This window comes from Acinetobacter sp. TUM15071, from assembly GCF_008980925.1.
GTDB classification, from domain to species: Bacteria; Pseudomonadota; Gammaproteobacteria; order Pseudomonadales; family Moraxellaceae; genus Acinetobacter; species Acinetobacter dispersus.
Genome location: NZ_BKGB01000014.1, coordinates 41976 through 68156 on the forward strand (window position 1 = coordinate 41976; position 26181 = coordinate 68156).

Here is a 26181-nt window from a genome sequence, read left to right on the forward strand (position 1 = left end):
GAAGATAAGATGCAATTAACTGAAGAACAAAGCTTAATTCGTGATATGGCGAAAAGCTTCGCCCAAGAACAAATCAAACCGAATGCCAGTGACTGGGATCGACATGGCACTTTTCCAAAAACCGCATTGGCACAAATGGGGCAACTCGGTTTTATGGGCATGCTGATTCCAGAGCAATGGGGCGGTTCCGACACAGGCAACCTCGCTTATGTGTTGGCGCTTGAGGAAGTGGCCGTAGCCGATGGTGCCACTTCAACCATCATGAGTGTGCATAACTCGGTGGGCTGTGTGCCAATTTTAAAATTTGGTAGCGATGAGCAGAAACAACGCTTTTTAAAACCATTGGCGCAAGGTGAAATGATCGGTGCTTTTGCCCTGACTGAACCGCATACTGGTTCAGATGCGGCAGCGATTAAAACCCGTGCCGTGAAAGATGGCGATGACTATATTCTCAATGGTGCCAAACAATTTATTACCTCGGGTGATAATGCGGGGGTGATTATTGTATTTGCCGTGACTGACCCTAATGCAGGCAAAAAAGGCATCAGTGCCTTCCTCGTGCCACGAGAGACACCCGGTTATGAGGTGATTCGCGTTGAAGAAAAACTTGGTTTACATGCTTCGGATACCTGCCAAATTGCGCTGACGGATGTGCGTATTCATAAGAGCCTGATGTTGGGTGCTGAAGGTGAGGGGCTGAAAATTGCGCTTGCCAATCTGGAAGGTGGTCGTATTGGTATTGCGGCACAGGCGGTCGGGTTGGCACGTGCAGCATTGGAAGAAGCCACGCGTTATGCCAAAGAGCGTCTGACCTTTGGCAAACCAATTTTTGAGCATCAGGCACTTGCGTTCCGTCTTGCCAGTATGGCGACCGAGATCGAAGCGGCTCGACAACTGGTGCATTACGCTGCACGTCTCAAAGAAGCAGGGCAACCTTGTCTCAATGAAGCTTCCATGGCCAAGCTATTTGCTTCAGAAATGACTGAACGTGTCTGCTCAGCCGCGTTACAGGTGTTTGGCGGCTATGGCTATCTGAAAGACTTCCCGATTGAACGTATCTATCGTGATGCTCGAATTTGTCAGATTTATGAAGGCACCAGCGATATTCAACGTTTAGTGATCGCCCGTAGCTTATAACCAGAGAACAAGGAGTCCATGATGCAATGGCAAACCATTTTATTAGAAAAACGCAATGGCGTAGGGCTGATTACGCTGAATCGTCCACAAGCCTTGAATGCGCTGAATAGTGAATTAATTAGCGAAGTGAATCAGGCTTTAGATGAATTAGAAAAAGATCGTGAGATTGGCTGCATGGTGTTGGCAGGCTCAGAAAAGGCCTTTGCCGCAGGTGCCGACATTAAGGAAATGGCGGATCTGAACTTTCCCGATATTTATTTTGATGATTTTTTCCATCTTGCCGATCGTATCGCGCAACGCCGTAAACCGTTGATTGCTGCGGTCAGTGGCTATGCTTTGGGTGGTGGTTGTGAGTTGGCCCTGATGTGTGACTTTATCTATTGTGCAGACAATGCCAAGTTTGGTCTGCCTGAAGTGACTTTGGGCGTGATTCCAGGGATTGGCGGTACGCAACGTTTAACCCATGCGATTGGCAAAGCCAAAGCCATGGAAATGTGCTTTACCGCACGGCAAATGGGTGCAGTCGAAGCTGAACAAAGCGGGTTGGTGGCACGTGTGTTTCGTAAGGAAGAATTGCTTGAACAAACCCTGCAAGCCGCAGAAAACATTGCTGCGCGCTCTTTAACCGCCAACATGATGTTAAAAGAAAGCATTAATCGCGCCTTTGAAGTCAATCTGACCGAAGGCTTACGTTTTGAAAGACGGATGTTCCACTCCATTTTTGCCACATCGGATCAGAAAGAAGGGATGCAGGCTTTTGTGGAAAAACGTCAGGCGAAATTTAAAAATCGATAAGAGATCAACAACAATGAATATCGAAAATCAGTTAATGATTGAGCAAAAGGGTAGTCTTGGCCTGATTAGCTTAGATCGGGTTAAACATTTAAATGCCTTGTCATTGGAGATGATTGAGGGCATCTGTAGTCAACTGGAATTATGGCGTTATGATGCAGCAATTCAGACAGTTTTGATTAAATCGAATAGCCCTAAAGCCTTCTGTGCAGGTGGGGATATTCGCTATCTATATGATAGTTATAAAAATGATACGGCTGATTATAAAGGTTATTTTAGTGCCGAATATAAAATGCTGAACCTGCTGCGTGACTATGCAAAGCCTGTTGTTGTTGTGCTTGATGGTTATGTGCTAGGTGGTGGTTTTGGGCTAGCACAAGCGTGTCATATTGTGGTGAGCAGTGAAAAATCTCGATTTGCGATGCCTGAAACAGCAATTGGCTTTTTCCCTGATGTCGGTGCGACCCATTTCCTGTCTCGACTAGATGATATTGGGGTTTATCTGGCCATTACGGGCGAGCAGATCAGCAGTAGTGATGCCCTTTATTTAGATTTAATCGACTATCACGTACCAAGTCAAAAGCTACAAGCCTTGCAAGATGCGCTGATTAATGAACCGAATCTAAGCAAACAGAATATTGAGCATATTGTTGCGTGCTTTATAACTCGACCTGCTGAAAGTGAACTGAAACAGTTGGCAGATGGTATTCGCAAACATTTTGGTTTTCAGCATTTGGACGAAATTGAGCAAAGCCTTGCGACTGAGCAGGATGAGCAATTGCAGCCTTGGGCAGAAAAAATGCTCAGCATCTTGCAGCAGCGGTCCTTCATTGCCAAACAAACCAGTTTGAAACTACAACATTTAGGCCGTGGTCTTTCATTGCCACAATGTATGCAACTGGAGCGCGACCTGCAAGATATCTGGTTTGAACATGGTGATTTTATTGAGGGTGTGCGTGCCTTAATTGTGGATAAAGACAAACAGCCACAATGGCAACAACGTAACCACGAGTTGGAACAGATTTTAGAAAAACTCAGTTAAATCCAATTATGCATATTGACTCATCGAAGGAGTAGTAAAACGTCTGACATGCTGATGGTCAGGATTGATGATCAGCAAAAAACCTAAAACAAGAAGATCCAAGAAAGGAACATGATGATGCAAACAATACATGGAAACGGTTCATCTGCTAAAAAGTCCTCTCATCGCTTGGCGGGTATCTCCAGTATGGTGGGGACTACCATTGAGTGGTATGACTTTTTTATCTACGGTGCGGCAGCAGCTTTAATTTTCAATAAATTATTTTTCCCCAATTTAGATCCGCTGACGGGTGTACTTGCGGCGTTTGCAACCTATGCGGTGGGATTTATCGGTCGGCCATTGGGTGGTCTGGTGTTTGGGCATTTTGGTGACAAGATTGGCCGAAAATCGATGTTACTGTTGACCCTGATGTTGATGGGGATTCCAACAGTACTGATTGGTTTGTTACCCACTTATGAGTCGATTGGTTATTGGGCCGCCATCTGCTTGGTGATCCTGCGATTTATCCAAGGTATGGCCATGGGCGGTGAGTGGGGCGGTGCAGTGCTGATGGCGGTTGAACATGCCCCAGAAGGCAAAAAAGGCTTTTGGGGCAGTCTGCCTCAAGCCAGTACTGGCGGTGGCTTAATGCTTGCCTCAATTGCACTAGGATTGGTGTCTTTATTGCCTGAGCAGGCTTTGTTTAGTTGGGGTTGGCGGATTCCGTTTCTTGCCAGCATCGTGTTACTGGCAGTCGGTTGGTACATTCGGGTCAAGGTGCCAGAGTCTCCCGATTTTGAAAAAGTGAAGCAACAGGCGGAAGAAGTTAAAGTCCCAGCTTTACAGGTCTTTAAAAACCATCCGAAGCAACTGATCACCATTATTGTGGCGCGTGCAGCCGAGAATGCATGGTTTTATATTGCCTCGACCTTTACTTTGGCCTACACCACCACACAGTTGGGGATTGCCAGACAAGAAATTCTATTTGCCACCATTTGTGGGGCCATTGTGATTATGTTTATGACCCCATTATGTGGACATTTGTCCGATAAAGTCGGGCAACGCAATATGTTTATGTTTGGCCTATGTGTACTGGCGCTGTATAGCTATCCATTCTTTAGCATGCTCAATACCAAAGACCCTATGTTGGTCTGGACTGCAATCGTGTTAGCGATCGGGGTGGTTTTTCCGATTATGTATGCACCACAGGCACAGCTTTTTGCCCGTCAGTTTCCCGCAGAAATTCGCTATAGCGGTATCTCGATTTCGGTGCAGTTAGCGGGGGTATTGGGTGGTGGACTAGCGCCGTTGATTGCGACAAAGCTACTCAGTGTCGGTGGCGGCAGCCCTCATCTGATTATGATGTATATTGGCAGTATGGCGGTGATTGCGATTATCTCGACCACCTTTATGCCACGTGATCGAAAATATGGTGTAGTAGAAACTGAGATGAAAAAACAAAGTCTCAATTTGGATGCCAAGATTACAGAACAGTCTTAATTTTATGTTCCACGTGGAGCATTATGATTTGCAAAGAAAAAAGCCCTAATCTTTCGACTAGGGCTTTTTTGAATCTGGAGCGGGAAAGGAGACTCGAACTCCCGACCCCAACCTTGGCAAGGTTATGCTCTACCAACTGAGCTATTCCCGCTAATTGAGCAGTTTTTACGAAAACTTACACTAAAAAATTTGAGCGGGAAAGGAGACTCGAACTCCCGACCCCAACCTTGGCAAGGTTATGCTCTACCAACTGAGCTATTCCCGCATGCCGTGTATAATACATTATGCAAAAATAGGGTCAATAATTTTATGCAAAGAAATTGTTTATTTGCATAAAATTAAAGCATTTTCATGCAAAAAAAGCCTAGGAAAGCAAATTTTTGTACAAAAGTTTCCCTCAGATTCCGCTCATGTATACTAATGAGCTATCTCAATCTGACCTTACAGAGTGACTGATGAACTTAGAACAACAGTTGATTGAACATTTAAACACCCTCTCACCTACCCATCTTGAAGTGATTAATGAGTCGGCAGGGCATGGCGGATATTTCCCGGGTAAAGAATCACACTTTAAAGTCATTGTGGTAAGTGATGAATTTCAAGGACTACGTTTAGTACAACGTCATCAAAAAATTTATGCCGTTGCAGCAGAGTTGATGAGTCCGGGTCGAATCCACGCACTTGCGATTCATGCTTATGTTCCAAGTGAATGGCAAGGCCAAGCACCTGCCAGCCCTGAATGTGCACATGCACCAAAAAGCTAAGGATTAATGATGGACCTTTTCCTTACTAAAATTGTGCATATGTCCGCAGTGAGCTTATTGATCATTGCTTTTGTATTGCGTGGCGCAACACTCTTTGTTGGCGTACAAGACCAGCAACCCAATCCAAAAGCACGTAAAGGCTTGGTGGGATTACAACATCTATCTTTGACCTTAATTATTGTGACGGGTGCGGTTTTACTGTTCATGAATAACTTTGAGGTGCAGCCTTGGTTCTACGCCAAAGTGATTTTATTTTTTGTGTTGTGGTCGTCTTTGATCAAAACCTATAAAAAGGACAGCAGCATTTTATTGGAACAACGCCGTGCAGGATTACTCATCGGGACGGTGGCTATGGTAGGTATTCTTGGGTTGGTGATGATTAAGCCTGTTTTTGCCTGATTGTTCGACACATTGTTTGAGTAATTGTTTTGTCACTAGGTTAAACTGCGTGCAGTTTACAAAAATATTATAGAGGGAAATCATGTTAACGCGTGTGGTATTTAACCAAAAAGGTGGTGTGGGGAAATCAAGTATTACAGTCAATCTCGCTGCGATTAGCGCGAAACAGGGGTTTAGAACCTTGGTGATTGATCTTGATCCACAAGCGAATTCAAGCCAATACCTTTTAGGTGAAGATGCAACCTATTCTGCGGATAAAGCAGCTTTAGAGCCAAACATTGAAAACTTCTTTGATGATATTTTAGGCAGTACGCAGCAAAAGGGCTTGATCGGCAATGCGATTGGTTCAATCCTGAAAGCACCACGTGGCAAAGGCTTGGACAGTTATGTACATCGTTCTTCTTTTGACAATCTGGATGTGATTCCTGCAAGCCCAAGTCTAGGTGCATTGGAGCATGCACTGGAAAGTAAACACAAAATTTATAAATTACGTGATTCGATTCAGTCTCTCAGTGCGCGCTATGACCGCATCTTTATTGATACGCCACCTGCGTTTAACTTCTTCACTTTATCCGCATTAATTTCAGCAGATCGAGTGCTGATTCCATTCGATTGTGATGTGTTTTCAAAACGTGCGTTACAAACTTTGATTGAAAATGTACTCGAAACCCAAGATGATCATAATGATCGCTTGGAGATTGAGGGAATTGTGGTCAATCAGTTCCAATCTCAGGCAAAATTACCTCGTGAAGTGGTTCAACAGTTAAAAGACGAAGGCTTGCCTGTGCTGGATAGCATGCTGCCACCATCGATCTTGATGAAAGAATCACATCAAAAGAATTTACCCTTGATTCATTTGGCATCTGACCACAAATTGACCGTCGCTTATGTGACCCTGTTCAATGAGATTGAATCAAAGAAATAAGAGAATCTTATGAAACGCTTATATTGGATGCCTGTTTTGGCAGCGAGCATGTTATTGGGTGCATGTGCATCAACGGTTAAGCCTGCCTACGTGTCGCCTACACAATATCAAGCCCTTGGTTGCCAGCAGTTGCAAGCCGAGTACAACCGTATTCAGCTTTATATCGAAAATGGTGTACAAACACCAAAACGTACTGGTGTAGGGGTTGGTCTTGGACTTGGTGGGGGCTGGGGTAGAGGCGGTTGGGGCTTTGGCCCATCGATCTCGGTCAATATGGGACAGTCGATGAATACCAAAAATACTGAACTTGCCAATGTGTTGGGACAACAAGACGCAATTGTACAAGCAGCGAAATTCAAAGGTTGCCCAATCATTGTGAAGCAACGTCCAAAATCATAAATTTTGTGTACTGATCGCCATTGTTCGCAATGGCGATGACTAACTAAATTATAGCAAAATGTTTCAAAATATAATGATAAAAATCAAATAATTGAGTTAAAAAGTCTCGTAAGTTGCTGATTTGTCTTGTTCAACCACACTGCTAAAATTTGTGTTTTTGCCCTAAATTCGTTTAAGGTGGCGCCCATGTATAGTCGTTCGGTATGTGTATGATTGAGAGTTGGTTTTTTGTTTTGGCGATGTTGGCGGTATTGTTAATACCAGGTCCGACCAATGCTTTGCTTGCCAGTGCAACACATCAACATGGTGTACCTAAAACGATAACGTTTATCCCAATTGAATGGTTGGGTTATCTGTATGGCATTAGTTTATGGGCACTTTTTATTCATTTATTTGATCCGATTTGGCCAGCAATTGGCGCAATTTTACATACTGCAAGCTTGCTCTATGTGCTTTGGATGGCCTTTCATCTTTGGAAAGGGTCGCATCTACAAAAACATGATCAACATCACCAGCATATTCGTAAAAGACAGTTATTTATCTCAACCCTAAAAAATCCTAAAACAGTGCTATTGGCTTCAGGAATTTTCCCGAGCGAAACATGGAATTCGATTGAGCAGGCTGCACTGGTATTTGCGGTGTTTAGTTTGATCCTGATACCCGTGAGTATCTTTTGGATGCTGTTTGGGCGTGCGTTATTGGCGGGAAGTTTGGTTGGAATCAAAGCCGACCACTTATATAAAGGGTCGGCGATGTTATTGCTGATTTGTATGTTGCCAATGATCTTTCGGTTGTTTTAAAAAACAAACCTAGATTTATTGTGCTTTACGATTATTCAGCTTTTGACGAATAAATCCAATCACACCCGGTAAAATACTGATAATAATGATACCGAAAATTAAATGGGTGAAATTATCTTTCACGATTGGCATATTTCCGAACAAATAACCAAGCGTGATGAACGATGCAATCCAGCAAAATGCACCAACAACGTTATAGGTAAGGAAGAATTTATAATTCATGCTCCCTGCACCTGCAACAAATGGGGCAAAAGTACGTGCAAAAGGAACAAAACGGGCAAAAATAATGGTTTTACCACCGTGACGTTCAAAGAACTGCTGGGTCTTAATCAAATGTTGTTTATTGATAAAGCGAGAATTGGTTTCAAAAACACGGGGGCCAATATAACGACCAATATGGTAGTTCAAGGTGTCACCAAGAACCGCAGCGATAAATAATAAAACACCCAATACCCATGGATCCATGGCTCCTGTTGAAGCAGCCAATGCACCTGCAGCAAATAGTAAGCTATCACCCGGTAAAAATGGCATCACCACTAAACCAGTTTCAACAAAAATAATTAAGAATAATATGGCATAGATCCATACGCCATAATTGGTAATAAATTCTAAAAGGTGTTCGTCAACGTGCAGAATAAAATCAATGAGTTCCATGAAGATGTTAACACTATAAATGTGAGCTAAATCCTAGCAGTGCATCTGTAGAATGTCAGTATAAAAAGCAAATTAATTGGTAACTTTCAGAGATGGAAAATTGGAGACAATGATTTAGCAGAAAAGACAATTTTATTGTTGCAAATAAGGAACGATGTGTTAACTAAACTAGTGTTTATTGCAAAAGTAAAGATACATAAACTTGCTACTATGTTAAAAAACGAACAGTGTGGAATCAACCATGTTTAATCCAAATGTTGTTGTAAAAAATATCGTAACGCAATCTGGTGTATCAAACGTTGTAATTTTAGTTGCACGTTTATTAATGGCTTATATCTTTCTTGTTGCAGGTTGGGGCAAGATCGTTGGTTATGCTGGCACAGCGGGCTATATGGAATCAATGGGCGTTCCTGGTGCTCTATTACCATTGGTGATTCTGATGGAATTTGGTGGTGGTTTGGCGCTGCTATTCGGTTTCCAAACACGTTTTGCATCTTTGGGTTTAGGGCTTTTTAGTATTATTACAGCCTTTATCTTCCATGCTGGTGCAGAAGATGCCATTAACTTTATGAAGAACTTTGCAATGGCGGGTGGTTTCTTTGCATTAATGCTCTATGGTGCAGGTCGTTTTAGTCTCGATCATTTGATTGAAAAATAACAATAGCAATAAAATACCCCGCTTTAATCAGCGGGGTTAAGCGTATGTATGCATTACATAGATTACGCTTGATTACAAACTTAAGCCGACATCATCGACTATTTCTGTTTAGATTATAAGTTGTTAGAACAAAATAGGACATGAAATGAAAAGAATGATTGCAAGTTGTGGGATTGTGGTTTTAACGGGATTGTCTACGTTGACATGGGCAGGTAAAGATGACCATGTGATTGTACAAGAGGCTGCAAAGAATGTAGTTACGGTCAGTCAAGTTGCCAAACTGAAAGATGAAACGGGCGTGACACTGACAGGCCAAATCACGAAGCATTTACAAAGTGATCATTATGAGTTCAAAGATCAAAGCGGTACGATAGGTATTGAAATTGATGATGATATCTGGCGTCAAGCGGGTCTAAAAGTCGGTGATCATGTGCGTTTGGTCGGTGAAGTAGATACGCACCGTTATAAACCGACAGATATTGAAGTGATTAAAATTGAAAAGCATCTGCATAAATAATGCCATTAAAAAAAGGAAGCTTAAGCTTCCTTTTTTTATCATAGAAATGATTAGAGCATAAAGTGAATTTGCATTTCCCCAACCAGAAAACCGAGCACAGCACCGACAATAATCAATGACCACTCATCTTCTTTAAAGGCTGGACGCAGCATACCTTCAAACTCTTCAGGGCTGAGTTTCTGCATGCGCTCAACTAATGTATTCCGCACATTCATCGCATCTTCTGCATAAGATTCAACATAGCGCATCGTGTCTGGAAGTTGTTTTAAAATACGTTCAGCTACTTCTGCTTTCAAGTTCTGATACTTTTCACCACCAATCGCATAAACCACTAATGGGCGAACAATACCAGCTTGTAAATCAATTTCTTGTTTGACTTGACGGCTGACCAGCTCAATGACTTTATCCGAATGTGTGCCTGAAAAAAGCTCTTCCATCATGTTGCGTGAGGTCAAGAGTTGTTTGGAAATCAACGCAGCATAATCCGCAGCAACTTCATTTTGGCGTTTAATGAATAAACCCTGCCATGTATAGCCCATAATCTTTTTCGGATACAAAGGTCTAAACATCATTTGCAAAGCCATCCAGTCGCTAAAGAAGCCGACAAAGCCGCCAAACATCGGTAGCATCCATGGATATTTGCCTTGGGTCACGATCCAGCACAACATTTGCACCACACCAATCGCGAAGCCAAAAACAAAGCCGACATTACTAAAGAATTTGAATTCCTGTTTGCCGACTTTCTTAAAAATTTCGTTGAGGAGGCGTTTATCTTTGAGCAGGTTGTTGACCACCATATGTTTGATATCGAAGTACTTGGTCACATCCTTTTGTACTTCACTCATAATATGTTCAACAATTTCAGGCGCTTTCGCCTGAACTCGTTTAATCAGTTTTTGTCGTGCAAACTCAGGCATGCCTTCCCATAAGCCCGGCTGATATTGCTGTGCAACTTCTCGGGTAATGTCTTCAGCTGCTGCCATCAATGGTTTTTCAATTTCTTGGGCAATACGTTTCGGGTCGAGGCGGGCAAAAATTTCTTCAGGTTTGATGAGTTTAGAGGTCATCAACTCCACCGCAGTGGTGGCCATTTTTTCTGCTTTGCGAGGAACAATCCCTTGCCATCCAAGTGGCAGACCAAATAATCGCAACCCTTTAAATTCAAGCGGTGAAAACATCATTTGAATGGCAATGACTTTGGTCACATAACCAATAAAGCCACTGATAAATGGGATTGAGATGTATAACCAGAAATTCTGTTGAAAATCCGCAATCATTTCTTGAAACATTATTTTATTGGTCCTTCAAGTCCTAATTGTTGCTCGTGGTCGGGCAAGCGCTAGATGATGATAGTGAAATATTTTGGATATTGGTGATGCACCCATATCTTTAAATTTTTTAGTTACCCTTTATTTTTCCTTTGAATAAGGTCATCACAATCGTATAAAAAGGTAACGATGTTGTCGAATGAATACCTTTCCATGGCAATGCACATTTCGACTCATTATCTTAGCACCAATTTTTGTTTTGTGTTGAGCAGAATAGGCAACAATTGTTGATTTAACTCTCCTTATTGGCGGCAGGATTGTGAAATTTTAGTTTAAATATCAGCGTTTATTGGTCAGCCTAACTAAAAAATCAGATAGATGATGAATTGCGGTGCGTCAAAGCGTGAAAAATGTTAGAATGTGGCGCTTAATTCATTTGCCTTTAAGATGAACCATGACGACCAATACTCAAATTACTGAAGATCGTATCCTTATTTTGGATTTCGGCTCTCAATATAGCCAGCTCATTGCACGTCGTGTACGTGAAGCGGGTGTCTATTCTGAAATGTATGCATTCGATATGTCTGAAGCAGACATTCGTGCGTTTAATCCAAACGGGATTATTTTGTCAGGTGGCCCTGAGAGCGTACATGAAGAAGGAAGCCCACGCGCGCCGCAAGTTGTATTTGAATTAGGCGTACCAGTATTGGGTATTTGCTATGGTTTACAAACCATGTCTGAACAACTTGGCGGTAAAGTAGAGCCAGGTACAGTGCATGAGTTTGGCTACGCCGAAGTTGATATTCTTGTACGTGATAAATTAATTGGTAAGTTACAAGATCGCGAAGACCAACTTCATGTATGGATGAGCCATGGCGATAAAGTCAGTGCAATTCCAGAAGGTTTCCAAGTCACTGCAAGCACGCCAAGCTGCCCATTCGCTGCTGTGAGCGATGAAGCACGTCGTTTCTATGGTGTTCAGTTCCATCCAGAAGTGACTCACACTGCAAAAGGTGCTGAATTACTGTCTAACTTCGTACATCAGATTTGTGGTTGCCGTGGTCTTTGGACACCTGAACACATTATTGACCTACGTGTAGAGCAATTGCGTGCACAAATTGGCAATGAAAAAGTCTTGCTTGGTTTATCTGGTGGTGTTGATTCTTCAGTTGTAGCTGCATTATTGCATAAGGCAATTGGCGACCAGTTAACTTGCGTATTTGTAGATAATGGTTTGCTTCGTTTAAACGAAGGTGATCAAGTGATGCAAATGTTTGCAGAAAACATGGGTATTCGTGTGATCCGTGCTGATGCTGAACAGCGTTTCTTATCTGCATTGGCTGGTGAAGTTGATCCTGAGAAAAAGCGTAAAATCATTGGTCGTGAATTTATCGAAGTATTTGCAGAAGAAGCACGTAAACTTGATGGTGTGAAATTCTTGGCACAAGGTACGATTTACCCAGACGTAATCGAGTCTGCTGCTACTAAAAATGGTAAAGCACACGTAATTAAATCACACCACAATGTGGGTGGTTTACCTGATGATTTAGAATTTGAATTGGTTGAGCCATTACGTGACTTGTTCAAAGATGAAGTGCGTAAATTGGGTACAACACTTGGTTTACCACACAGCATGATTTACCGTCATCCATTCCCAGGTCCAGGTTTAGGCGTGCGTATTTTGGGTGAAGTGAAAAAAGAATATGCAGATATTCTTCGTCTTGCTGACGATATCTTTATGCAAGAGCTTCGTGCAAGTGGTTGGTACGACAAAACTGCTCAAGCATTTGCGGTATTCCAACCTGTGAAATCAGTAGGTGTTGTAGGTGATGGTCGTCGTTATGCATGGGTGATTGCACTTCGTGCTGTTGAAACCGTTGACTTTATGACAGCTCGTTTTGCACACTTGCCATACGAATTGGTTGATAAAATCTCAACCCGTATCATGAACGAAATTAAAGATGTTTCACGTGTTGTGTATGACGTGTCATCTAAACCACCAGCAACGATTGAGTGGGAATAAGACCAAGGGCAGGATGAAAATCCTGCCTTTTTTTATGCGATTGAGAAAGAGGTCAAGCATGTCCGAAACCTTGCAACTCGAGCAGTTAACAGGATTTTTACAGCAGCTTTTGGGTGAGTCCCTGTTTGCCATTTATCTGTATGGATCAGCTGTTGATGGCGGGCTAGGTCCAGAAAGTGATCTGGATCTTTTGGTTGTCATAACTCAAGCACTGACATTTCAGCAACGACAGCAACTGACAGAAACCTTATTAAAAATTTCATATCCGATTGGGGCTGCGCAGCGTGCACTTGAAGTCACCATTGTACGCAAAGATCAAATTCTTTCAGGCAGTTATCCGCTCTGCTACGAACTACAGTTCGGGGAATGGTTACGGGAGGAATTAAGCCAAGGTGCTTTGCTCCGTGCACATACAGACCCCGATTTGAGTATTTTGCTGAAGAAAGCACAAATGCATCATCGTACTTTGTTCGGACCAAGTTTTTCACAGTGGTCAGCTGAGATTCCTGTGCCGCAACTCTGGCAGGCGATGGCAGATACCTATCCCTCGATTGTGGCGCATTGGGATGAGGATGCCGATGAGCGTAATCAGATTTTGGCCTTATGCCGTATTTATTTTAGCTTGATGACGAATGAGATTGCACCTAAAGATCAGGCCGCACACTGGGTGATGGTTCAGTTACTACCGCAGCATCAACCCGTTTTGCAACGCATGATCCAAGAATATAAAGGTAAGATTGCAAAGCAAAATTGGCAAGATGAGCATCAAGCTTTACAGCCGATTGTTGATTTCCTGAGTTCAAGAATCGATGAACAGCTTAAGAAGAAGGGTGGCCTGAACAAATAATAATATTTTAAAAAGTTGGTCTTATTTAAAGTTCGATATTAAAAAAGAGCGCTTAGGTGCTCTTTTTTATTACTTAACTTTTCTAAAAATATACCTATAAAGTAAATAATTCATTAAATATCAGAATCTTAAAATTTAAAGATATATCTTAACTTGCTATAAGATTAATTAAGATATATCTTAATATGCGTAAAGTAAGCAATATGAGAAAAATAAAGATGAAACACGTATCAGATCATCACGAACACGAACGTGATATCCAGCATCGAGAGCATCACCGTTCAGGCCGTCGTGGTCGTTTATTTGAATCAGGTCGTATGAAACTACTGGTGCTACATTTGATTCAACAGAACCCTAAACACGGTTATGAAATCATTAAAGAGATTAGTGATCTTGTAGGTGATGGTTATACCCCAAGTGCAGGAACAATCTATCCAACACTGACTGCATTGGAAGAAATGAATCTTATCCAGTTGCTCGATGTGGAACGTAAGCAATATCAGGTGACTGAATATGGTGAAGTTTACTTAAAAGAGCAGCAAGACATGCTGGCGGCATTACTACAAAAACTGCGATTGAGACGTGAAATTCATAATAATGATCAGTTGATTGATATTCATCGTGCTATGGAAAATTTAAAAACAGCACTACGTTTAAAGCTGAATATCGCGGATTTACAACAAGAGCAAATTCATGAAATTGCTGAAAAAATTGATCAAGCGGCCATTGCGATTGGACGTTTATAAGTTGGGGCAAAAAAGATGTTAGAGCTACAACAGAAAATCAAACAGGCAGGGCTACGAGTCACTCATCCACGTATGGCGGTATTGTCCATATTGGCGCAACAGTCAGATGATCTTACGGTAAAGCAGATTTATCAGCAGCTTAACTCGCAAAAACAGCAATTAAGCTTGGCTACGGTCTATCGTGTGGTTAGTGATTTGGTGGTCGCAGGTTTACTTGCCAGTTATCAATTTCATCGTGCCGAGACAAAATTTAACCTTCCGAATTTGTCTAAGATCCAACTACTACAAATTCGTTGTGCAGATTTAACTACAGCAAAACAAGCACAATTTTTACAGTCATTGAAAGTTGTGTTTAATCAATATCAAGTTGACTTGATGCAGGTCGAAATTAAAGAAAGTGCTTAAAAAAGCATATGGAGAACGTTATGAAACAACATCAATACCATGTCACTGTGCAACATTTAAAAGATGCGAAGGGACAAGTCTCAACTTATACCGAGCGTTTAGAGTTTTATACAGGCAATCATGATGATATTTTCGAGATTGTGGAACGTTTGAAGAAAGCCGATTTTTTTGATGATCAAACTACCAAGTCATTCGCAGTGGGTATGAAATTATTTAGTGAAGTGATGTTGGAAAATAATGATCATCCTTTATTTAAAGAGTTTCTCCCTCAGTTCGGTCAGTTTATGAAAAATCTCAAACAGCAAGTGAAGAAGTAGAGATGAAATTGCAAACTCAACTAAATATGATTTTATGGAAACGCGTTTAAGATGCAGGAATTGAAAGTTACACCACGCCTTATCACTAAATTACCAGCCAAGTATGCGGCTTGGATTTTGCCGTTGATTTTATCTTTTTTGATGAGTGGATCCTTGTCGTTTGTGAATATGTGGATGAGCCTTGGTTTTATTCCAGAATTTTTGAACAAGTGGTTGGCGACATGGATGTTCTCTTGGCTGATTGCGTATCCGTTGGTGCTGGTTTTACTGCCATTGGTTCGCCGTTTAACAGGCTTAATTGTTGATATGCAACCTAAATAACTTTTTATTGATTCATATTTTCAAGGCGGGGCTTTTACTTCACTGGAACTGAGATTGTCTCATTGATAACACTCTGTGTATTACTAAAAGACTATATTGAAGAATGATTGTATTGTTAAGATCAATACATCAACTCATTGCAATAGCATAGGTAAAAGAGAGCAATATCATGAGCAATAATAACGACTACGATATTTCTGATTCAAAAGACTGCGAAACTTACATCAATCAATTTATTCAAGAATTCACCATTCGTTCGGCAGAAATTGGTAGGGGAACGATTATTAAGCGTGCCTTGCCGAGCCGGCAAAAACGTTTGGTCGGCGCATGGTGTTTCCTCGATCATGCTGGGCCTGTCAGTTTTCCTGCGGGTGATGGCTTAGATGTGGGGCCACATCCACATATTGGTTTGCAGACGTTTACATGGATGATTGAAGGCACCATGATGCATACGGATAGTCTGGGTTCAAAGCAACTGATTCGCCCTAAGCAAGTTAATTTGATGACTGCTGGTCGAGGAATTTCACATACCGAAGTTGCGCCAGATAGTGAAACGAAAATGCATGCGGCACAGCTATGGATTGCCTTGCCAGATGATAAGCTCAATATAGACCCTAAATTTGAACACTATCCAGAATTACCTGTGGTGAGTAAGGATCAGGTTGAGTTTACCGTTCTGGTCGGTGATTTCTTGGAAACAACATCACCTGTGCAAGTGCATACACCTTTGGTCGGAGTCGATTTAACGGCACAAGCCGATACCAAAACCCGCATTCCTTTGAATCCAAAATTTGAATATGCCTTCATGGCATTAGAGGGAACGGCTCGCGTCAATGGTCATGAACTCAATGCTGACAATATGGTGGTGTTGGAAACAGGTTTAACTGAAATTGAAGTCGAATTAACGCAAGGTCATCGGTTGTTGTTAATTGGTGGTGAACCCTTTGAATCTCCAATCCTGTTATGGTGGAATTTCGTGGGCCGTACCATGGAAGGTCTAAAACAGGCACGTGAAGACTGGATTAATCATGATGCACGTTTTGGGGAAATTCCAGATTATCAAGGTAAACGTCTAGAAGCACCGGTATTACCTGATCAAATGAGGGCGTCGAAATGAGTATTATCGCCAGCGCAACAGTCCAGACTTTAGCTGAACCTTGGAAGGGGGAGGTGAGTAGTGGTACGCATCAGTTTTTAACCGATAAACCTGAAGCATTTGGTGGGCATGATACAGGGCCAGCACCATATGATTTCCTCACTGCAAGTTTGGCCTCATGTACCATGATTACCTTACGTATGTATGCGCAGCATAAGGAAATGGATTTAGGTGAATTTTCTGTTGAAGTGGATTTTCATACCAATCGTGAGCAACAGGAGCGCATCGAGCGTCGTGTAATATTTAAACAACCTGTTTCACAAGATTTACAAGAAAAACTTCTTAATGTGTGTAGCAAAACGCCCGTCACTAAAACTTTGTTACGTAGTTTAGACATTCACACCATGATTCTTTAAGACTAAAGTGCTATTGTGCTTGGGCAAAACATAATTCTAAGCGTAACTGTGAGAGGGATTAAAACCATAGTTACGCAGCTAAAAAGCAGGCACAAAAATGATTACCTTACATTACCTACAATGCTCACGTTCGTTCCGCATATTGTGGGCGTTAGAAGAACTTGGTGTGGATTGCCAAGTTGAGTATTACCAAAGGTCAGCCAGTTACGCAGCACCAGAAAGCCTTAAACAAATTCACCCTCTCGGTAAAGCACCTATTTTGGTCGATGGGGATGATGTCATTGTTGAATCTGCTGTGATTCTAGATTATTTACAGCAGCAGTATGATCTTCAAAACAAATTCAAACCTCAACAAGTATCTGATCAACGTCAATATTCATATTGGATGCACTATGCTGAAGGTTCATTGATGCCTTTATTGGTCATGACCTTGGTGATGAATAGTGTCAGTAAACATGTGCCTTGGGTGATTCGTCCGATTGCGGAAAAAATTACCGATGGTGTTAAGGCAAGTTTTGTCCGTCCACGGGTGAAAGAACATATTTTGTATCTTGAAGATTATCTAGCAAAACATGATTATTTTGCAGGAGATTTTTCTTTTGCCGATATTCAAATGGCATTTCCATTAATTGCCATCCAAAACCGCTTACATGGTAAGTATCCGAATATTCAGGCGTTTGTACAGCGTATACAGCAACGTCCAGCCTTTCAACGAGCTGAGCAACGAACTTTACATTCTCAATGCGCATAATTTTGAGCATAAAAAAAGGGAACACATTGTTCCCTTTTTTTATGCGATCTTGTTAGCGTTTAATCACGATAGAATCAATGCCGCTATGTTGTAAGGTCTGTTGCGCTGCAAGCGCAGATTCTTGGCTGTCATAGGGTCCTGAGAAAACGCGATACCATGTTTGGCCATTTTCAACACTTTTCACTACATCTGCAGATAAACCATTCAGAATAATCTCTGCACGACGTGCATCTGCACTGTCTGGATCTGGGTAACTACGTACTTGCAGAATATAGGTGGCATGTGCTGGAGCAGTGGTTTGTTCACCTGATGCAGTATTTGCGGGATCTTCGGTTGTTGTCGTTTCAGGCTTTGGTGATTCAATAATCACGACATTGCCTTGAGGCTTGGCCTCAGGTACAGCTTGTTCTGGAATGGGTGTCACTTGCTGTTGAGGAAGTAAGTCATAAAAACGGTAGTCTTTATTGGTGTTTTCTTCTTCATAGTGTTCAGAGGTTACCTGATTTTTTGTAGGAACAGGCTGCCATGGTTGCCAAAGCATGAGCATAACGCCAGCACATAGGATCGCGAGAATTGCGACAAGCATTCCTAACCACTTCGGAATGAGTGGTTTTTTGGGCTTGTTTGGTCGTTCAGATACACCACGTTGCGTTTTTCCAAACACCAGAAATTCCTCTTGATCCTATTAGATTAGTTTTAACTTGAATCTACTTAAAAACAAAGCATTATGTTTAAAAATAATGCTTTGTTTACCATATTGTTAAACAATCACGGCTTAAGTTTACATGTGTTTAAGCTTTGATTTACTGGTTGCCGTTTTACCTTAGGCAGAGCCTTTGGTCTTGTGACGATGTGCAAAGCGTTGCTTTGCTGTTTTTTCAGCCCACCTCAAGCATAGCTTTCGGTCTTGCAGCCATGTGTGAAGCTTCGCTTCACTTTATTACATGGCTACTTCGGGCATAGCCCTCCGTCTTGCGACGATGTGCAAAGCGATGCTTTGTTGATTACATCGTCTCAGGAGCGGATACGCCGAGTAATTCTAAGCCATTGTGTAAAACTTGCTGTACATTGATTGAAAGCAATAAACGTGCTTGTGTAAGTGCTACATCATCACCCAAAACTTTATGCTCATTATACCAAGCATGGAATAGGGCAGCTAACTCTTTAAGATAGTTACCAATTTGGTGTGGTTCATAGACATTTGCCGCACGGACTAAAATATCAGGATAAGCAGCAAGCTTAGACAGAATTTCTGTTTCAGCATCAAGTTCTAAACGATTGGCTTGCTCGCGCGCTGCAACAACATCAAAACTGATCCCTGTAGTGGCTGCTTTTTCTAACATACGACAAATACGTGCATGGGCATATTGAATGTAATACACCGCATTGTCTTTGCTTTGCGAAACCGCGAGGTCTAAGTCAAAGTCGATGTGTTGTTCAGATTTACGCATCACATAGTAGAAACGTGCGGCATCATTGCCGACTTCCTTACGTAAGTCACGTAACGTCACGAACTGGCCTGAACGAGATGACATTTGTACCATCTCACCGCCACGCCACAAGCTGACAAACTGAACCAAAAGCACAGTCAATTTCTTCGAGTCATAGCCCATTGCATCAATGGCAGCTTTGACACGTGAAATATAACCGTGGTGATCTGAACCCCAAATATCAATCAGGTCAGTATAGCCGCGTTGTAATTTATTTAAGTGATAAGCAATGTCAGAGGCGAAGTAAGTGGTTTGACCATTACGACGTTTAACCACACGGTCTTTTTCATCACCAAATTCGGTTGATTTAAACCAGATGTTGCCCTCTTTTTCATAGAGGTAACCACGTTGGTCTAGAGTCTCAAGTGCTTCGTCAATTTTGTCAGTTAAAGAGTCTTCACTGAACCATTTGTCAAAGGTCACGCCAAAGTCAGCCAAGTCATCTTTAATATCATCTAAGATGGCATGTAATGCTGCTTGATGGAAAACACGGTAGTCCGCCCCCAAGTGTTGTTGGGAGTTTGCGATCAAACCATCAATGTGTTTTTCTTTGTCGCCAGAAAGCACAACTTTATTGCCTTCAGCATCAAGTTCTTCTGCGTATTGAACGTCTTCTGGTACATCTTTATAGATGTCAGCAACGGCACGAACGTGTGCATTGCCATCTTTATCAATAATTTCTTGAGCGATCTCTTTAACGTAATCGCCTTGGTAGGCATTTTTAGGGAAGACCAACTCTTGACCCGTCAATTCTAAATAACGTAAATAAGTTGAAGTCGCCAAAATATCCATTTGACGGCCTGCGTCGTTGACATAGTATTCGCGATCAACGGTTGCACCTGTTGCTTCTAATAGATTCGCAACAGTCATACCATACGCTGCGCCACGACCATGGCCGACATGCAGACTAGACGTTGGGTTTGCTGAGACAAACTCGACTTGGATCTTTTTAGCTGCGTTGGCTTGGCTACGACCGTATTCACTTTTCTGTGCTTGGATTTGGTCGAGCACAGCATAGCGTTGGTCAGCATTTAAAAAGAAGTTAATAAAACCAGGACCTGCAATCTCAGCTTTAGTAATGTCAGCGACTTCAGGCAGGGCTGCCAAGATTTTTTCAGCTAGATCGCGAGGTTTCATGCCTGCAACTTTTGAGCCGATCATGGCGATGTTTGAAGCAAAGTCTCCGTGACTTCGGTCTTTGGTACGGGTTAAATGGCTCGTGTTGGTCCAATCTGAAGGAAGTACACCTTGTTGTTGCAGGGTTTGTACCGCATGATCGAGAGCTGCTTGTATTGCCGTATTCATAGTTACCGAAAATAAATGTCGCGGAAAAACGACCAATATAGCAAATTTTATCGGCTTAAGGGGAGTGGGATTTGTGCGGAATTAACATATTCACATAAATCTTTTCTGAGTGATTGAAACCTTGGGGTGAATGCAGATGCTATGCTATTGAAAAACATAGCATCTGATGGTTTTAATCTTCTAAAATCTGTTCTAATAATTCATCGCTTGGCGCGAAGTAATAAGCACCATCAATCGCAGTGGTAAAATGCAGTAAGCGATCATGAATGCCATCACCTGTGGTGCCAAACATACGTTTCAGCATCTCATCAATAATGCTTAAATTGTTGGTGTAAGCGACAAAGAATAAGCCTTGCTCGCCTTTGCCATCACCGTAAGGCAAGCTGTGACGCAAGATTTCCATTTCCTCACCTCCATCGTCTTCAACGACTGTACGTGCCACATGTGAGTTTTCTGGTTTTACATCATCATCCAACTCAATTGACTCAAGTTTGGTACGGCCAAACACATGTTCTTGCGCATCGACTTTCAGCATTTGCCATTTTGCAAGATCATGAATATAACGTTGCGCAAAGATAAAGCTGCCATCGGCAAAGGCACCTGCTGTTTCTGGTAGTAATGCTGCTTCTGCACGGTCATCTGGAAATTGCGGATTCTCTGTTCCATCAATAAAGCCTGTCATATCACGGCCATCAAAGAAACGGAAACAAGCACGCTCATCTAGGACTTCGACTTTGTCTTGAATGCCGTTAAAAAAAGCTTGGCTCATGGCAAAACAAATATCTGCACGGGCACTGGCAAGATGAATAAATACATCCGCTGGCACCACTGGCATATTAAACGCACCCTGTTGCGGATCGAGCTGTTTAAAACCTTCAGGTGTTTGCGAATTGAGTTGTGCCCAAAGTTCGGGACCAAAAGCGATGGCTGTTTTAATCTGGTCATTCGGGTGTTGCGTGATCAAACGGTCACGTGTTGAAAGGAGAGCTTCAATCTGTTGTTTTAATTCGGCAATGGTTAAATCTTTTAAACGTAAAAGAATAAAGCGGGCGTGGTCAGAAGGTAATGGAAGAATGACAGATTGCGCAGTCATTAAAAACTCCTTAGTTATTTTTAAGGGGAAAACGATAATTGTGCCTGATGTTGGTTGGGCTGAGTAGTTTATTTAAGAAATTTTATTGCCTAAAAAATCATCGTAACTATTCAATAAAACAGTATAATTCACCTTTTATTGTTCGACGCTGTTGTTATGTCTTTGCAGATTTGGTTTGCTTTTATGTTGGCGTGCTGGGTGATTAGCATCTCGCCAGGCGCAGGAGCAATTGCGTCAATGTCGAGTGGCCTCAACTACGGCTTTCGACATGGCTATTGGAATGTCATTGGTTTACAAGTGGCATTGTTGATACAAATCCTGATTGTGGCAGCAGGTGTTGGTGTGCTGTTTGCGACCACACCTTGGGCTTTTCAGGTGGTGAAATGGTTTGGCGTCGCTTATTTGGTCTATTTGGCGTATAAGCAGTGGACTGCACCGATTCAGGCGATTGAGATTCGACAGGAACAACCTCAATCAGCGATCGCCTTAATATTGAAAGGCTTCGTGGTGAATATGAGTAATCCTAAGGCGATTGTATTTTTGTTGGCTGTTTTGCCGCAATTTCTGGATTTGAGTCGACCACAATGGCCGCAATACTTAATCATGGCAGTCACGATGGTGACGATCGACCTGATTGTCATGGCAGGCTATACCGGACTGGCTTCGAGAGTATTGAGACTGCTTCACTCACCAACACAGCAAAAATATTTAAATCGTGGTTTTGCGGTGATGTTTAGTGGTGCAGCACTTTTATTAAGTGCGATTCAACAGTCAAGCTGACTGCCTGATTTAGGCAGATTGAGCTTGGCTTTTGAGTTTTTGCGTGATGAAAATGGCGGCAAAGCAAAGTGCCATACACAGAACAATACTTAAGCCTGTAGAGATATTCAGTGCAGCACTCGACCATAGACCAACTGTAACACCGAGCTGTGCCAACACAAATGCCCAAACCACCATTTGTTTTGGTGAGTGCGCCAATAAGCGTGCACTCAGGGCTGGAATCACTAGTAAAGCACCCATCAATAATGAACCGACCGCACGTAACGCCAATACGGTAAATAATGCTAATAACAACATGAAGATTAAACGTTGCCAGTTGGCACTCACGCCTTCACTCATGGCGATATCTGGATCAATCGCAATTTGAATCTGCGCTGACCACGAACGATAGAGTACGATTAATGCACCTGCGATCACCACGGCAAACATCGGTAAATCAGCCCATTCGATACTGAGTAAATCACCGAATAAATAGCTAAGCAATTCAGGACGCAAACTTGGTACTTGCTGAATCAGTAGCAGACCAGAGCAGAGTAGGGTGGCAGAGCTTAAAGCGAGTAATGCATCATTGGGTAGGCGTGAATCGTGCAAAACCCACAGCAGAGCAACCAACAACAGTGCAAGGCAAGCGACACCCAGCCAAAAAGGTAAATTCAGAATCCCTGCAACTGCGACACCGAGTAAGGTGCCGTGTGCCATGGTGTCGGCAAAAAAAGACATTCTGCGCCAAAGCATCAAGCAGCCGAGAGGAGCCGTTAGAAAAACCAGTAATGACCCCATGATCCAAGCAGGGAGGAGGAGTTGTAACCATTCCATCATGGCTTAGACCTTTGGCTCAGGGTGAATATGTGGGCGTGGATCGTGCGAACACGGTTCGGCATGATCACTATGACCACAGTGATTGTGATGATGCTGATAGAACATACGTTGGGTGCCAAAAATCGCTTGGTATTCTGGATGCTGTTGAATGCTTTCAGGCAAACCACTACAGCAAATATGTTTATTCAGGCAGACCACGCGATGTGTACCTTGCATCACCCATTGTAGGTCATGTGACACCATCAACACAGCACAGCCATAGCGTTCAGGCAAACTACGTACATATTCATAAAGCTCAGCTTCGGACTGAATATCCAAGCCTTGCATCGGTTCATCCAGTACTAAAATATCTGGTTGACGTAATAATGCACGTGCAAGTAGAACGCGTTGACGTTCACCACCTGAGAGTTGCTGTACTTTGGATGACTGTAATTTTTGAATGCCTGTGTCACGAATAATCTCTTCGCGTAAAGCCTTTTCGCAGACTTCTAGATCAAGTAAATCTTGTACACGTAAAGGGAGGCTCGCGGAAGGGTTAAACTTCTGCGGAACATAGGCCATTTTTAATTTTTTAGAAAAGTGAACTTTGCCTTTATTCGGCGGCATGATACCCAATAGCACTTTGATTAATGTAGATTTGCCTGCGCCATTGGGACCAATCAACGTCACAATTTCTTTTGCCTGCAAAGCAAAATCTACATTTCTTAAAATATCCAGCTCATCACGACGAACAGAGATACTCTCCAGTTGAATAAGTGGAGGACTTACTGGCGTGTGCTGCACTGATGACATTTTCCAGAGATTTCAATAATGCTATGTTGCGCTAAAAACTGGTCTGATGATGCAAGTTGATCGAGTTGCTGGATCAAACCTTGTGCTGATGCTTCTTTTACAGAGTGACATTCCGTACAAATCAGAAAAGCCGCTTGATGACCTTCACGTGGATGGCAGCAAGGTATATAGGCATTAATAGACGTAAGTCTGTGGATTAAGCCTTTTTCTAATAAAAAGTCTAAAGTACGGTATACCGTAGGAGGCGCAGCAGGGCGGTCTGCTTGGCCTTTAATTTTAGCCAATAAATCATAAGCACCCATCGGTGCAGATGCATTTAAAATGAGTTCAAGGACTTCTTTACGTAAAGGTGTCAGACGAGCGCCAGTCGCAGTACATAAAATTTCTGCTTCGGCAAGGCGTGCTTTAATATCGTGATGACCGTGAACACCATGTAAAGCATTGTCATGTTCATGTGAACAAGAACTCATAGATTGACCTCATTGTTTTTGTAGAGCCTATTGAATTTTCACTGACATGAAGAGTCTGAATAGTGTCGCAATAGCCCCGCTATCATAACATGCAATTTAGGATAACTATCTATATAAGTGAAATGCACGACGGATAGTGCAGCGAATCTAAAAATAGACATAGGCATTTTTCAACTTTTGTTATATTATAACATGCTTCGCTAAATTGAGTAATGTTGTGATGTCTCGCCTATTTGTTTTGGTCTTGTTTTCGATGTTAAGCACATGGGGCTGGACACAAAGCTTGGTGGTTTCAACACACCCAATTTATCTGATTGCCAAAGAAGTAACAGACGGCGTAGAAGAACCGATCCTGTTATTAAAAGATCAAAGTGGTCATGATGTACAACTCACACCAGCTCACCGTAAGGCGATTCAAGATGCCTCTTTGGTAATTTGGCTTGGGAAAGCACATGAGGCACCGCTTGAAAAGATGCTAAATCAGAATCGCAAAGCAATCGCACTATTGGATTCAGGTATTTTAACGACTTTACCACTGCGTAATTTGCGTGGTGCATCTATGGCGAACACGGTTGATAGCCATGTTTGGTTAGATCCAAATAATGCGGTGCGTATCGCCTTCTTTATTGCAACTTTGCGTTCACAGCAATATCCAGAAAATAAAGCCAAATATATGGCCAATGCGAAAGAGTTTTCGCAACAAATGCTGCAAGCCTCACAACAGTATGAAAGCTCAAACAAAGCAAAGAACTACTGGTCTTATCATGATGCCTATCAATACCTAGAAAGAGCATTGAACCTGAAATTTGCAGGTGCATTGACCGATGATCCACATATCGCACCGACGGCAGCTCAAATTAAGTACTTAAGAGACAATCGTCCACAAAATAAAATGTGCTTATTGGCCGAAACGACAGCAAGTGCCAGTCAGTACCAAAAAATGAACCCAGTAGTTTTTCAGTCGGTCGATGAAAGCATGCGTGGCGAAGACAATTTTGTAACAGCGTGGAAAAAATTGGCTTTAAAAACTGATAAATGCGTAATAAGTGCACAAAATTGATCAAAAAAATAAAAATCAATTGACTCTAGCGTCAAAAAATATGGTAACGAAAAAACCAGACTTAAGTCGAGAAAAGATTGCATGTTCAGGGGTGTAACTCTATAATGCCTGCGATTCGAAACGATCATGATTAAAACTTGTCAAGCAGTTCTGCTGTAAGTGGGTAAAAAATGAGCCAAACTAGTCGCATGATTGACCGACGATTAGCAAAAGCTTTGGTCTTCTTACAAGCATGTATGATTCCTATTGCAGCTTTGCTTGCATGGGCAATAAAAGATACAACTGCTGCTTTGAGTGCTGCGCTTGGGGCTTTGGTATGTTGGTTGGCACATTGTTATTTTGCTTGGCAGTCGTTTAGAACGGCAGGCGCAAGAGCATCAAAACAAGTCATGCTGAATATGTACCGAGGAATGCTCGGTAAGTTTGCGATTGTGATTGTGGGTTTTATATTAATTTTGAGCAATGTTAAACCGTTGTCACCGGTTGCGTTGTTTTGTGGATTTATTCTCGTACAAGCGATGTCGTGGGTCGCGCCATTTTGGGTGGCACGACTACAAAAACGAGGGTAAAGCACATTTTGAGATTTTTGGAAGTAGAGGCGGAATCATTGCCATCC

General features: G+C 42.2%; 31 protein-coding genes and 2 tRNA genes. 23 read left to right on the forward strand and 10 right to left on the reverse strand.

From position 1 onward, the window contains the following. Positions 1-9: 9 nt before the first annotated feature. The 4 genes from GBI66_RS13670 (at position 10) to GBI66_RS13685 (ending at position 4450) form a co-directional block, all read left to right on the forward strand. Positions 10-1137: an acyl-CoA dehydrogenase family protein gene (locus GBI66_RS13670; RefSeq protein WP_151716500.1), complete on the forward strand. Its 1128-nt coding sequence runs from the start codon at positions 10-12 to the stop codon at positions 1135-1137. A 21-nt stretch (positions 1138-1158) separates the two neighbouring features. After that, positions 1159-1932: an enoyl-CoA hydratase gene (locus GBI66_RS13675; RefSeq protein WP_151716538.1), complete on the forward strand. Its 774-nt coding sequence runs from the start codon at positions 1159-1161 to the stop codon at positions 1930-1932. A gap of 13 nt (positions 1933-1945) precedes the next feature. After that, complete coding sequence (locus GBI66_RS13680) at positions 1946-2971, forward strand: enoyl-CoA hydratase/isomerase family protein (RefSeq protein ID WP_151716501.1); 1026 nt, start codon at positions 1946-1948, stop codon at positions 2969-2971. Positions 2972-3088: 117 nt separating this feature from the next. After that, complete coding sequence (locus GBI66_RS13685) at positions 3089-4450, forward strand: MFS transporter (protein WP_151716502.1); 1362 nt, start codon at positions 3089-3091, stop codon at positions 4448-4450. Between the two features lie 75 nt (positions 4451-4525). Here the strand turns inward: GBI66_RS13685 and GBI66_RS13690 are convergent. After that, positions 4526-4601, reverse strand: a tRNA-Gly gene (locus GBI66_RS13690). A gap of 41 nt (positions 4602-4642) precedes the next feature. Continuing rightward, a tRNA-Gly gene (locus GBI66_RS13695) sits at positions 4643-4715 on the reverse strand. Positions 4716-4905: 190 nt separating this feature from the next. Here GBI66_RS13695 and GBI66_RS13700 point away from each other — a divergent pair. The 5 genes from GBI66_RS13700 (at position 4906) to GBI66_RS13720 (ending at position 7737) form a co-directional block, all read left to right on the forward strand. After that, positions 4906-5214, forward strand: a complete 309-nt coding sequence (locus GBI66_RS13700; RefSeq protein WP_151716503.1) for a BolA family transcriptional regulator — start codon at positions 4906-4908, stop codon at positions 5212-5214. A gap of 9 nt (positions 5215-5223) precedes the next feature. After that, the gene (locus GBI66_RS13705) at positions 5224-5613 is read left to right on the forward strand and encodes a SirB2 family protein (RefSeq protein WP_005209886.1); all 390 of its coding nucleotides are present in this window, start codon (positions 5224-5226) and stop codon (positions 5611-5613) included. 82 nt (positions 5614-5695) lie between these two features. Beyond that, positions 5696-6538: a ParA family protein gene (locus GBI66_RS13710; RefSeq protein ID WP_004801912.1), complete on the forward strand. Its 843-nt coding sequence runs from the start codon at positions 5696-5698 to the stop codon at positions 6536-6538. Positions 6539-6547: 9 nt separating this feature from the next. Then, positions 6548-6937, forward strand: coding sequence for a hypothetical protein (locus GBI66_RS13715; protein WP_005186579.1), 390 nt, complete (start codon positions 6548-6550; stop codon positions 6935-6937). A gap of 209 nt (positions 6938-7146) precedes the next feature. Beyond that, positions 7147-7737 (forward strand): LysE family translocator, encoded by a 591-nt coding sequence (locus GBI66_RS13720; RefSeq protein WP_005186582.1) that lies wholly within the window; start codon positions 7147-7149, stop codon positions 7735-7737. Between the two features lie 15 nt (positions 7738-7752). Here GBI66_RS13720 and GBI66_RS13725 read toward each other — a convergent pair whose 3' ends face one another. Then, positions 7753-8391, reverse strand: coding sequence for a DedA family protein (locus GBI66_RS13725; RefSeq protein WP_151716504.1), 639 nt, complete (start codon positions 8389-8391; stop codon positions 7753-7755). 241 nt (positions 8392-8632) lie between these two features. Between GBI66_RS13725 and GBI66_RS13730 the strand changes: the two genes are divergently transcribed. Together GBI66_RS13730 and GBI66_RS13735 are read left to right on the forward strand one after the other, a co-directional pair. Further along, entirely contained in the window at positions 8633-9049 is a 417-nt protein-coding gene (locus GBI66_RS13730; protein WP_005186591.1) for a DoxX family protein, read from the forward strand. 145 nt (positions 9050-9194) lie between these two features. Then, positions 9195-9566 carry a NirD/YgiW/YdeI family stress tolerance protein gene (locus GBI66_RS13735; protein ID WP_151716505.1) on the forward strand — a complete coding sequence of 124 codons (372 nt, stop codon included), beginning with the start codon at positions 9195-9197 and terminating at the stop codon, positions 9564-9566. 50 nt (positions 9567-9616) lie between these two features. On the opposite strand, the gene GBI66_RS13740 is transcribed toward GBI66_RS13735, so the two are convergent. Then, positions 9617-10843 carry a DUF445 family protein gene (locus GBI66_RS13740; RefSeq protein WP_171067187.1) on the reverse strand — a complete coding sequence of 409 codons (1227 nt, stop codon included), beginning with the start codon at positions 10841-10843 and terminating at the stop codon, positions 9617-9619. A 445-nt stretch (positions 10844-11288) separates the two neighbouring features. On the opposite strand from GBI66_RS13740, the gene guaA reads away from it, so the two are divergent. From guaA to GBI66_RS13785, 9 genes are all read left to right on the forward strand, one after another. Then, complete coding sequence (gene guaA, locus GBI66_RS13745) at positions 11289-12857, forward strand: glutamine-hydrolyzing GMP synthase (protein WP_005186595.1); 1569 nt, start codon at positions 11289-11291, stop codon at positions 12855-12857. Between the two features lie 58 nt (positions 12858-12915). Beyond that, positions 12916-13704: an ANT(3'')-II family aminoglycoside nucleotidyltransferase gene (locus GBI66_RS13750; protein WP_308464065.1), complete on the forward strand. Its 789-nt coding sequence runs from the start codon at positions 12916-12918 to the stop codon at positions 13702-13704. Positions 13705-13922: 218 nt separating this feature from the next. After that, positions 13923-14450 (forward strand): PadR family transcriptional regulator, encoded by a 528-nt coding sequence (locus GBI66_RS13755; RefSeq protein WP_151716507.1) that lies wholly within the window; start codon positions 13923-13925, stop codon positions 14448-14450. Between the two features lie 15 nt (positions 14451-14465). Then, entirely contained in the window at positions 14466-14855 is a 390-nt protein-coding gene (locus GBI66_RS13760) for a Fur family transcriptional regulator (protein WP_005186598.1), read from the forward strand. 20 nt (positions 14856-14875) lie between these two features. Beyond that, positions 14876-15172, forward strand: coding sequence for a DUF3861 domain-containing protein (locus GBI66_RS13765; RefSeq protein WP_151716508.1), 297 nt, complete (start codon positions 14876-14878; stop codon positions 15170-15172). Between the two features lie 51 nt (positions 15173-15223). After that, on the forward strand, positions 15224-15493 hold the full coding sequence (locus GBI66_RS13770) for a DUF2798 domain-containing protein (protein WP_005186601.1): 270 nt from the start codon (positions 15224-15226) through the stop codon (positions 15491-15493). Between the two features lie 169 nt (positions 15494-15662). Beyond that, on the forward strand, positions 15663-16610 hold the full coding sequence (locus tag GBI66_RS13775; protein ID WP_005209912.1) for a pirin family protein: 948 nt from the start codon (positions 15663-15665) through the stop codon (positions 16608-16610). After that, positions 16607-17005, forward strand: a complete 399-nt coding sequence (locus tag GBI66_RS13780) for an OsmC family protein (RefSeq protein ID WP_151716509.1) — start codon at positions 16607-16609, stop codon at positions 17003-17005. Before GBI66_RS13775 ends, GBI66_RS13780 begins: the two co-directional genes overlap by 4 nt. 97 nt (positions 17006-17102) lie before the next feature. Further along, on the forward strand, positions 17103-17756 hold the full coding sequence (locus GBI66_RS13785) for a glutathione S-transferase (RefSeq protein ID WP_151716510.1): 654 nt from the start codon (positions 17103-17105) through the stop codon (positions 17754-17756). Positions 17757-17808: 52 nt separating this feature from the next. Here GBI66_RS13785 and GBI66_RS13790 read toward each other — a convergent pair whose 3' ends face one another. The 3 genes from GBI66_RS13790 to GBI66_RS13800 form a co-directional block, all read right to left on the reverse strand. Next, on the reverse strand, positions 17809-18420 hold the full coding sequence (locus GBI66_RS13790; protein ID WP_151716511.1) for an SPOR domain-containing protein: 612 nt from the start codon (positions 18418-18420) through the stop codon (positions 17809-17811). Between the two features lie 340 nt (positions 18421-18760). Next, the gene (gene argS, locus GBI66_RS13795) at positions 18761-20551 is read right to left on the reverse strand and encodes an arginine--tRNA ligase (RefSeq protein WP_151716512.1); all 1791 of its coding nucleotides are present in this window, start codon (positions 20549-20551) and stop codon (positions 18761-18763) included. 172 nt (positions 20552-20723) lie between these two features. After that, positions 20724-21644 (reverse strand): Dyp-type peroxidase, encoded by a 921-nt coding sequence (locus GBI66_RS13800; RefSeq protein WP_151716513.1) that lies wholly within the window; start codon positions 21642-21644, stop codon positions 20724-20726. Positions 21645-21800: 156 nt separating this feature from the next. Here GBI66_RS13800 and GBI66_RS13805 point away from each other — a divergent pair, with 156 nt between their 5' ends. After that, positions 21801-22424: a LysE family transporter gene (locus GBI66_RS13805; protein ID WP_151716514.1), complete on the forward strand. Its 624-nt coding sequence runs from the start codon at positions 21801-21803 to the stop codon at positions 22422-22424. A 9-nt stretch (positions 22425-22433) separates the two neighbouring features. Here the strand turns inward: GBI66_RS13805 and znuB are convergent, their stop codons facing one another. From znuB to GBI66_RS13820, 3 genes are read right to left on the reverse strand one after another with little or no spacing between them, the layout of a single operon-like run. Then, on the reverse strand, positions 22434-23243 hold the full coding sequence (gene znuB / locus GBI66_RS13810; RefSeq protein ID WP_004801966.1) for a zinc ABC transporter permease subunit ZnuB: 810 nt from the start codon (positions 23241-23243) through the stop codon (positions 22434-22436). A 3-nt stretch (positions 23244-23246) separates the two neighbouring features. Beyond that, a complete protein-coding gene (gene znuC / locus GBI66_RS13815; protein ID WP_005186621.1) occupies positions 23247-24035 on the reverse strand; it encodes a zinc ABC transporter ATP-binding protein ZnuC in 789 nt (262 codons plus the stop codon). Further along, the gene (locus tag GBI66_RS13820; protein WP_004801969.1) at positions 24008-24505 is read right to left on the reverse strand and encodes a transcriptional repressor; all 498 of its coding nucleotides are present in this window, start codon (positions 24503-24505) and stop codon (positions 24008-24010) included. Before GBI66_RS13820 ends, znuC begins: the two co-directional genes overlap by 28 nt. A 220-nt stretch (positions 24506-24725) precedes the next feature. On the opposite strand from GBI66_RS13820, the gene GBI66_RS13825 reads away from it, so the two are divergent. Both GBI66_RS13825 and GBI66_RS13830 read left to right on the forward strand, forming a co-directional pair. Continuing rightward, the gene (locus tag GBI66_RS13825) at positions 24726-25565 is read left to right on the forward strand and encodes a metal ABC transporter substrate-binding protein (RefSeq protein ID WP_005209923.1); all 840 of its coding nucleotides are present in this window, start codon (positions 24726-24728) and stop codon (positions 25563-25565) included. Between the two features lie 170 nt (positions 25566-25735). After that, positions 25736-26134 (forward strand): ATP synthase subunit I, encoded by a 399-nt coding sequence (locus GBI66_RS13830; protein WP_005186627.1) that lies wholly within the window; start codon positions 25736-25738, stop codon positions 26132-26134. The last annotated feature ends 47 nt before the right edge of the window (positions 26135-26181 follow it).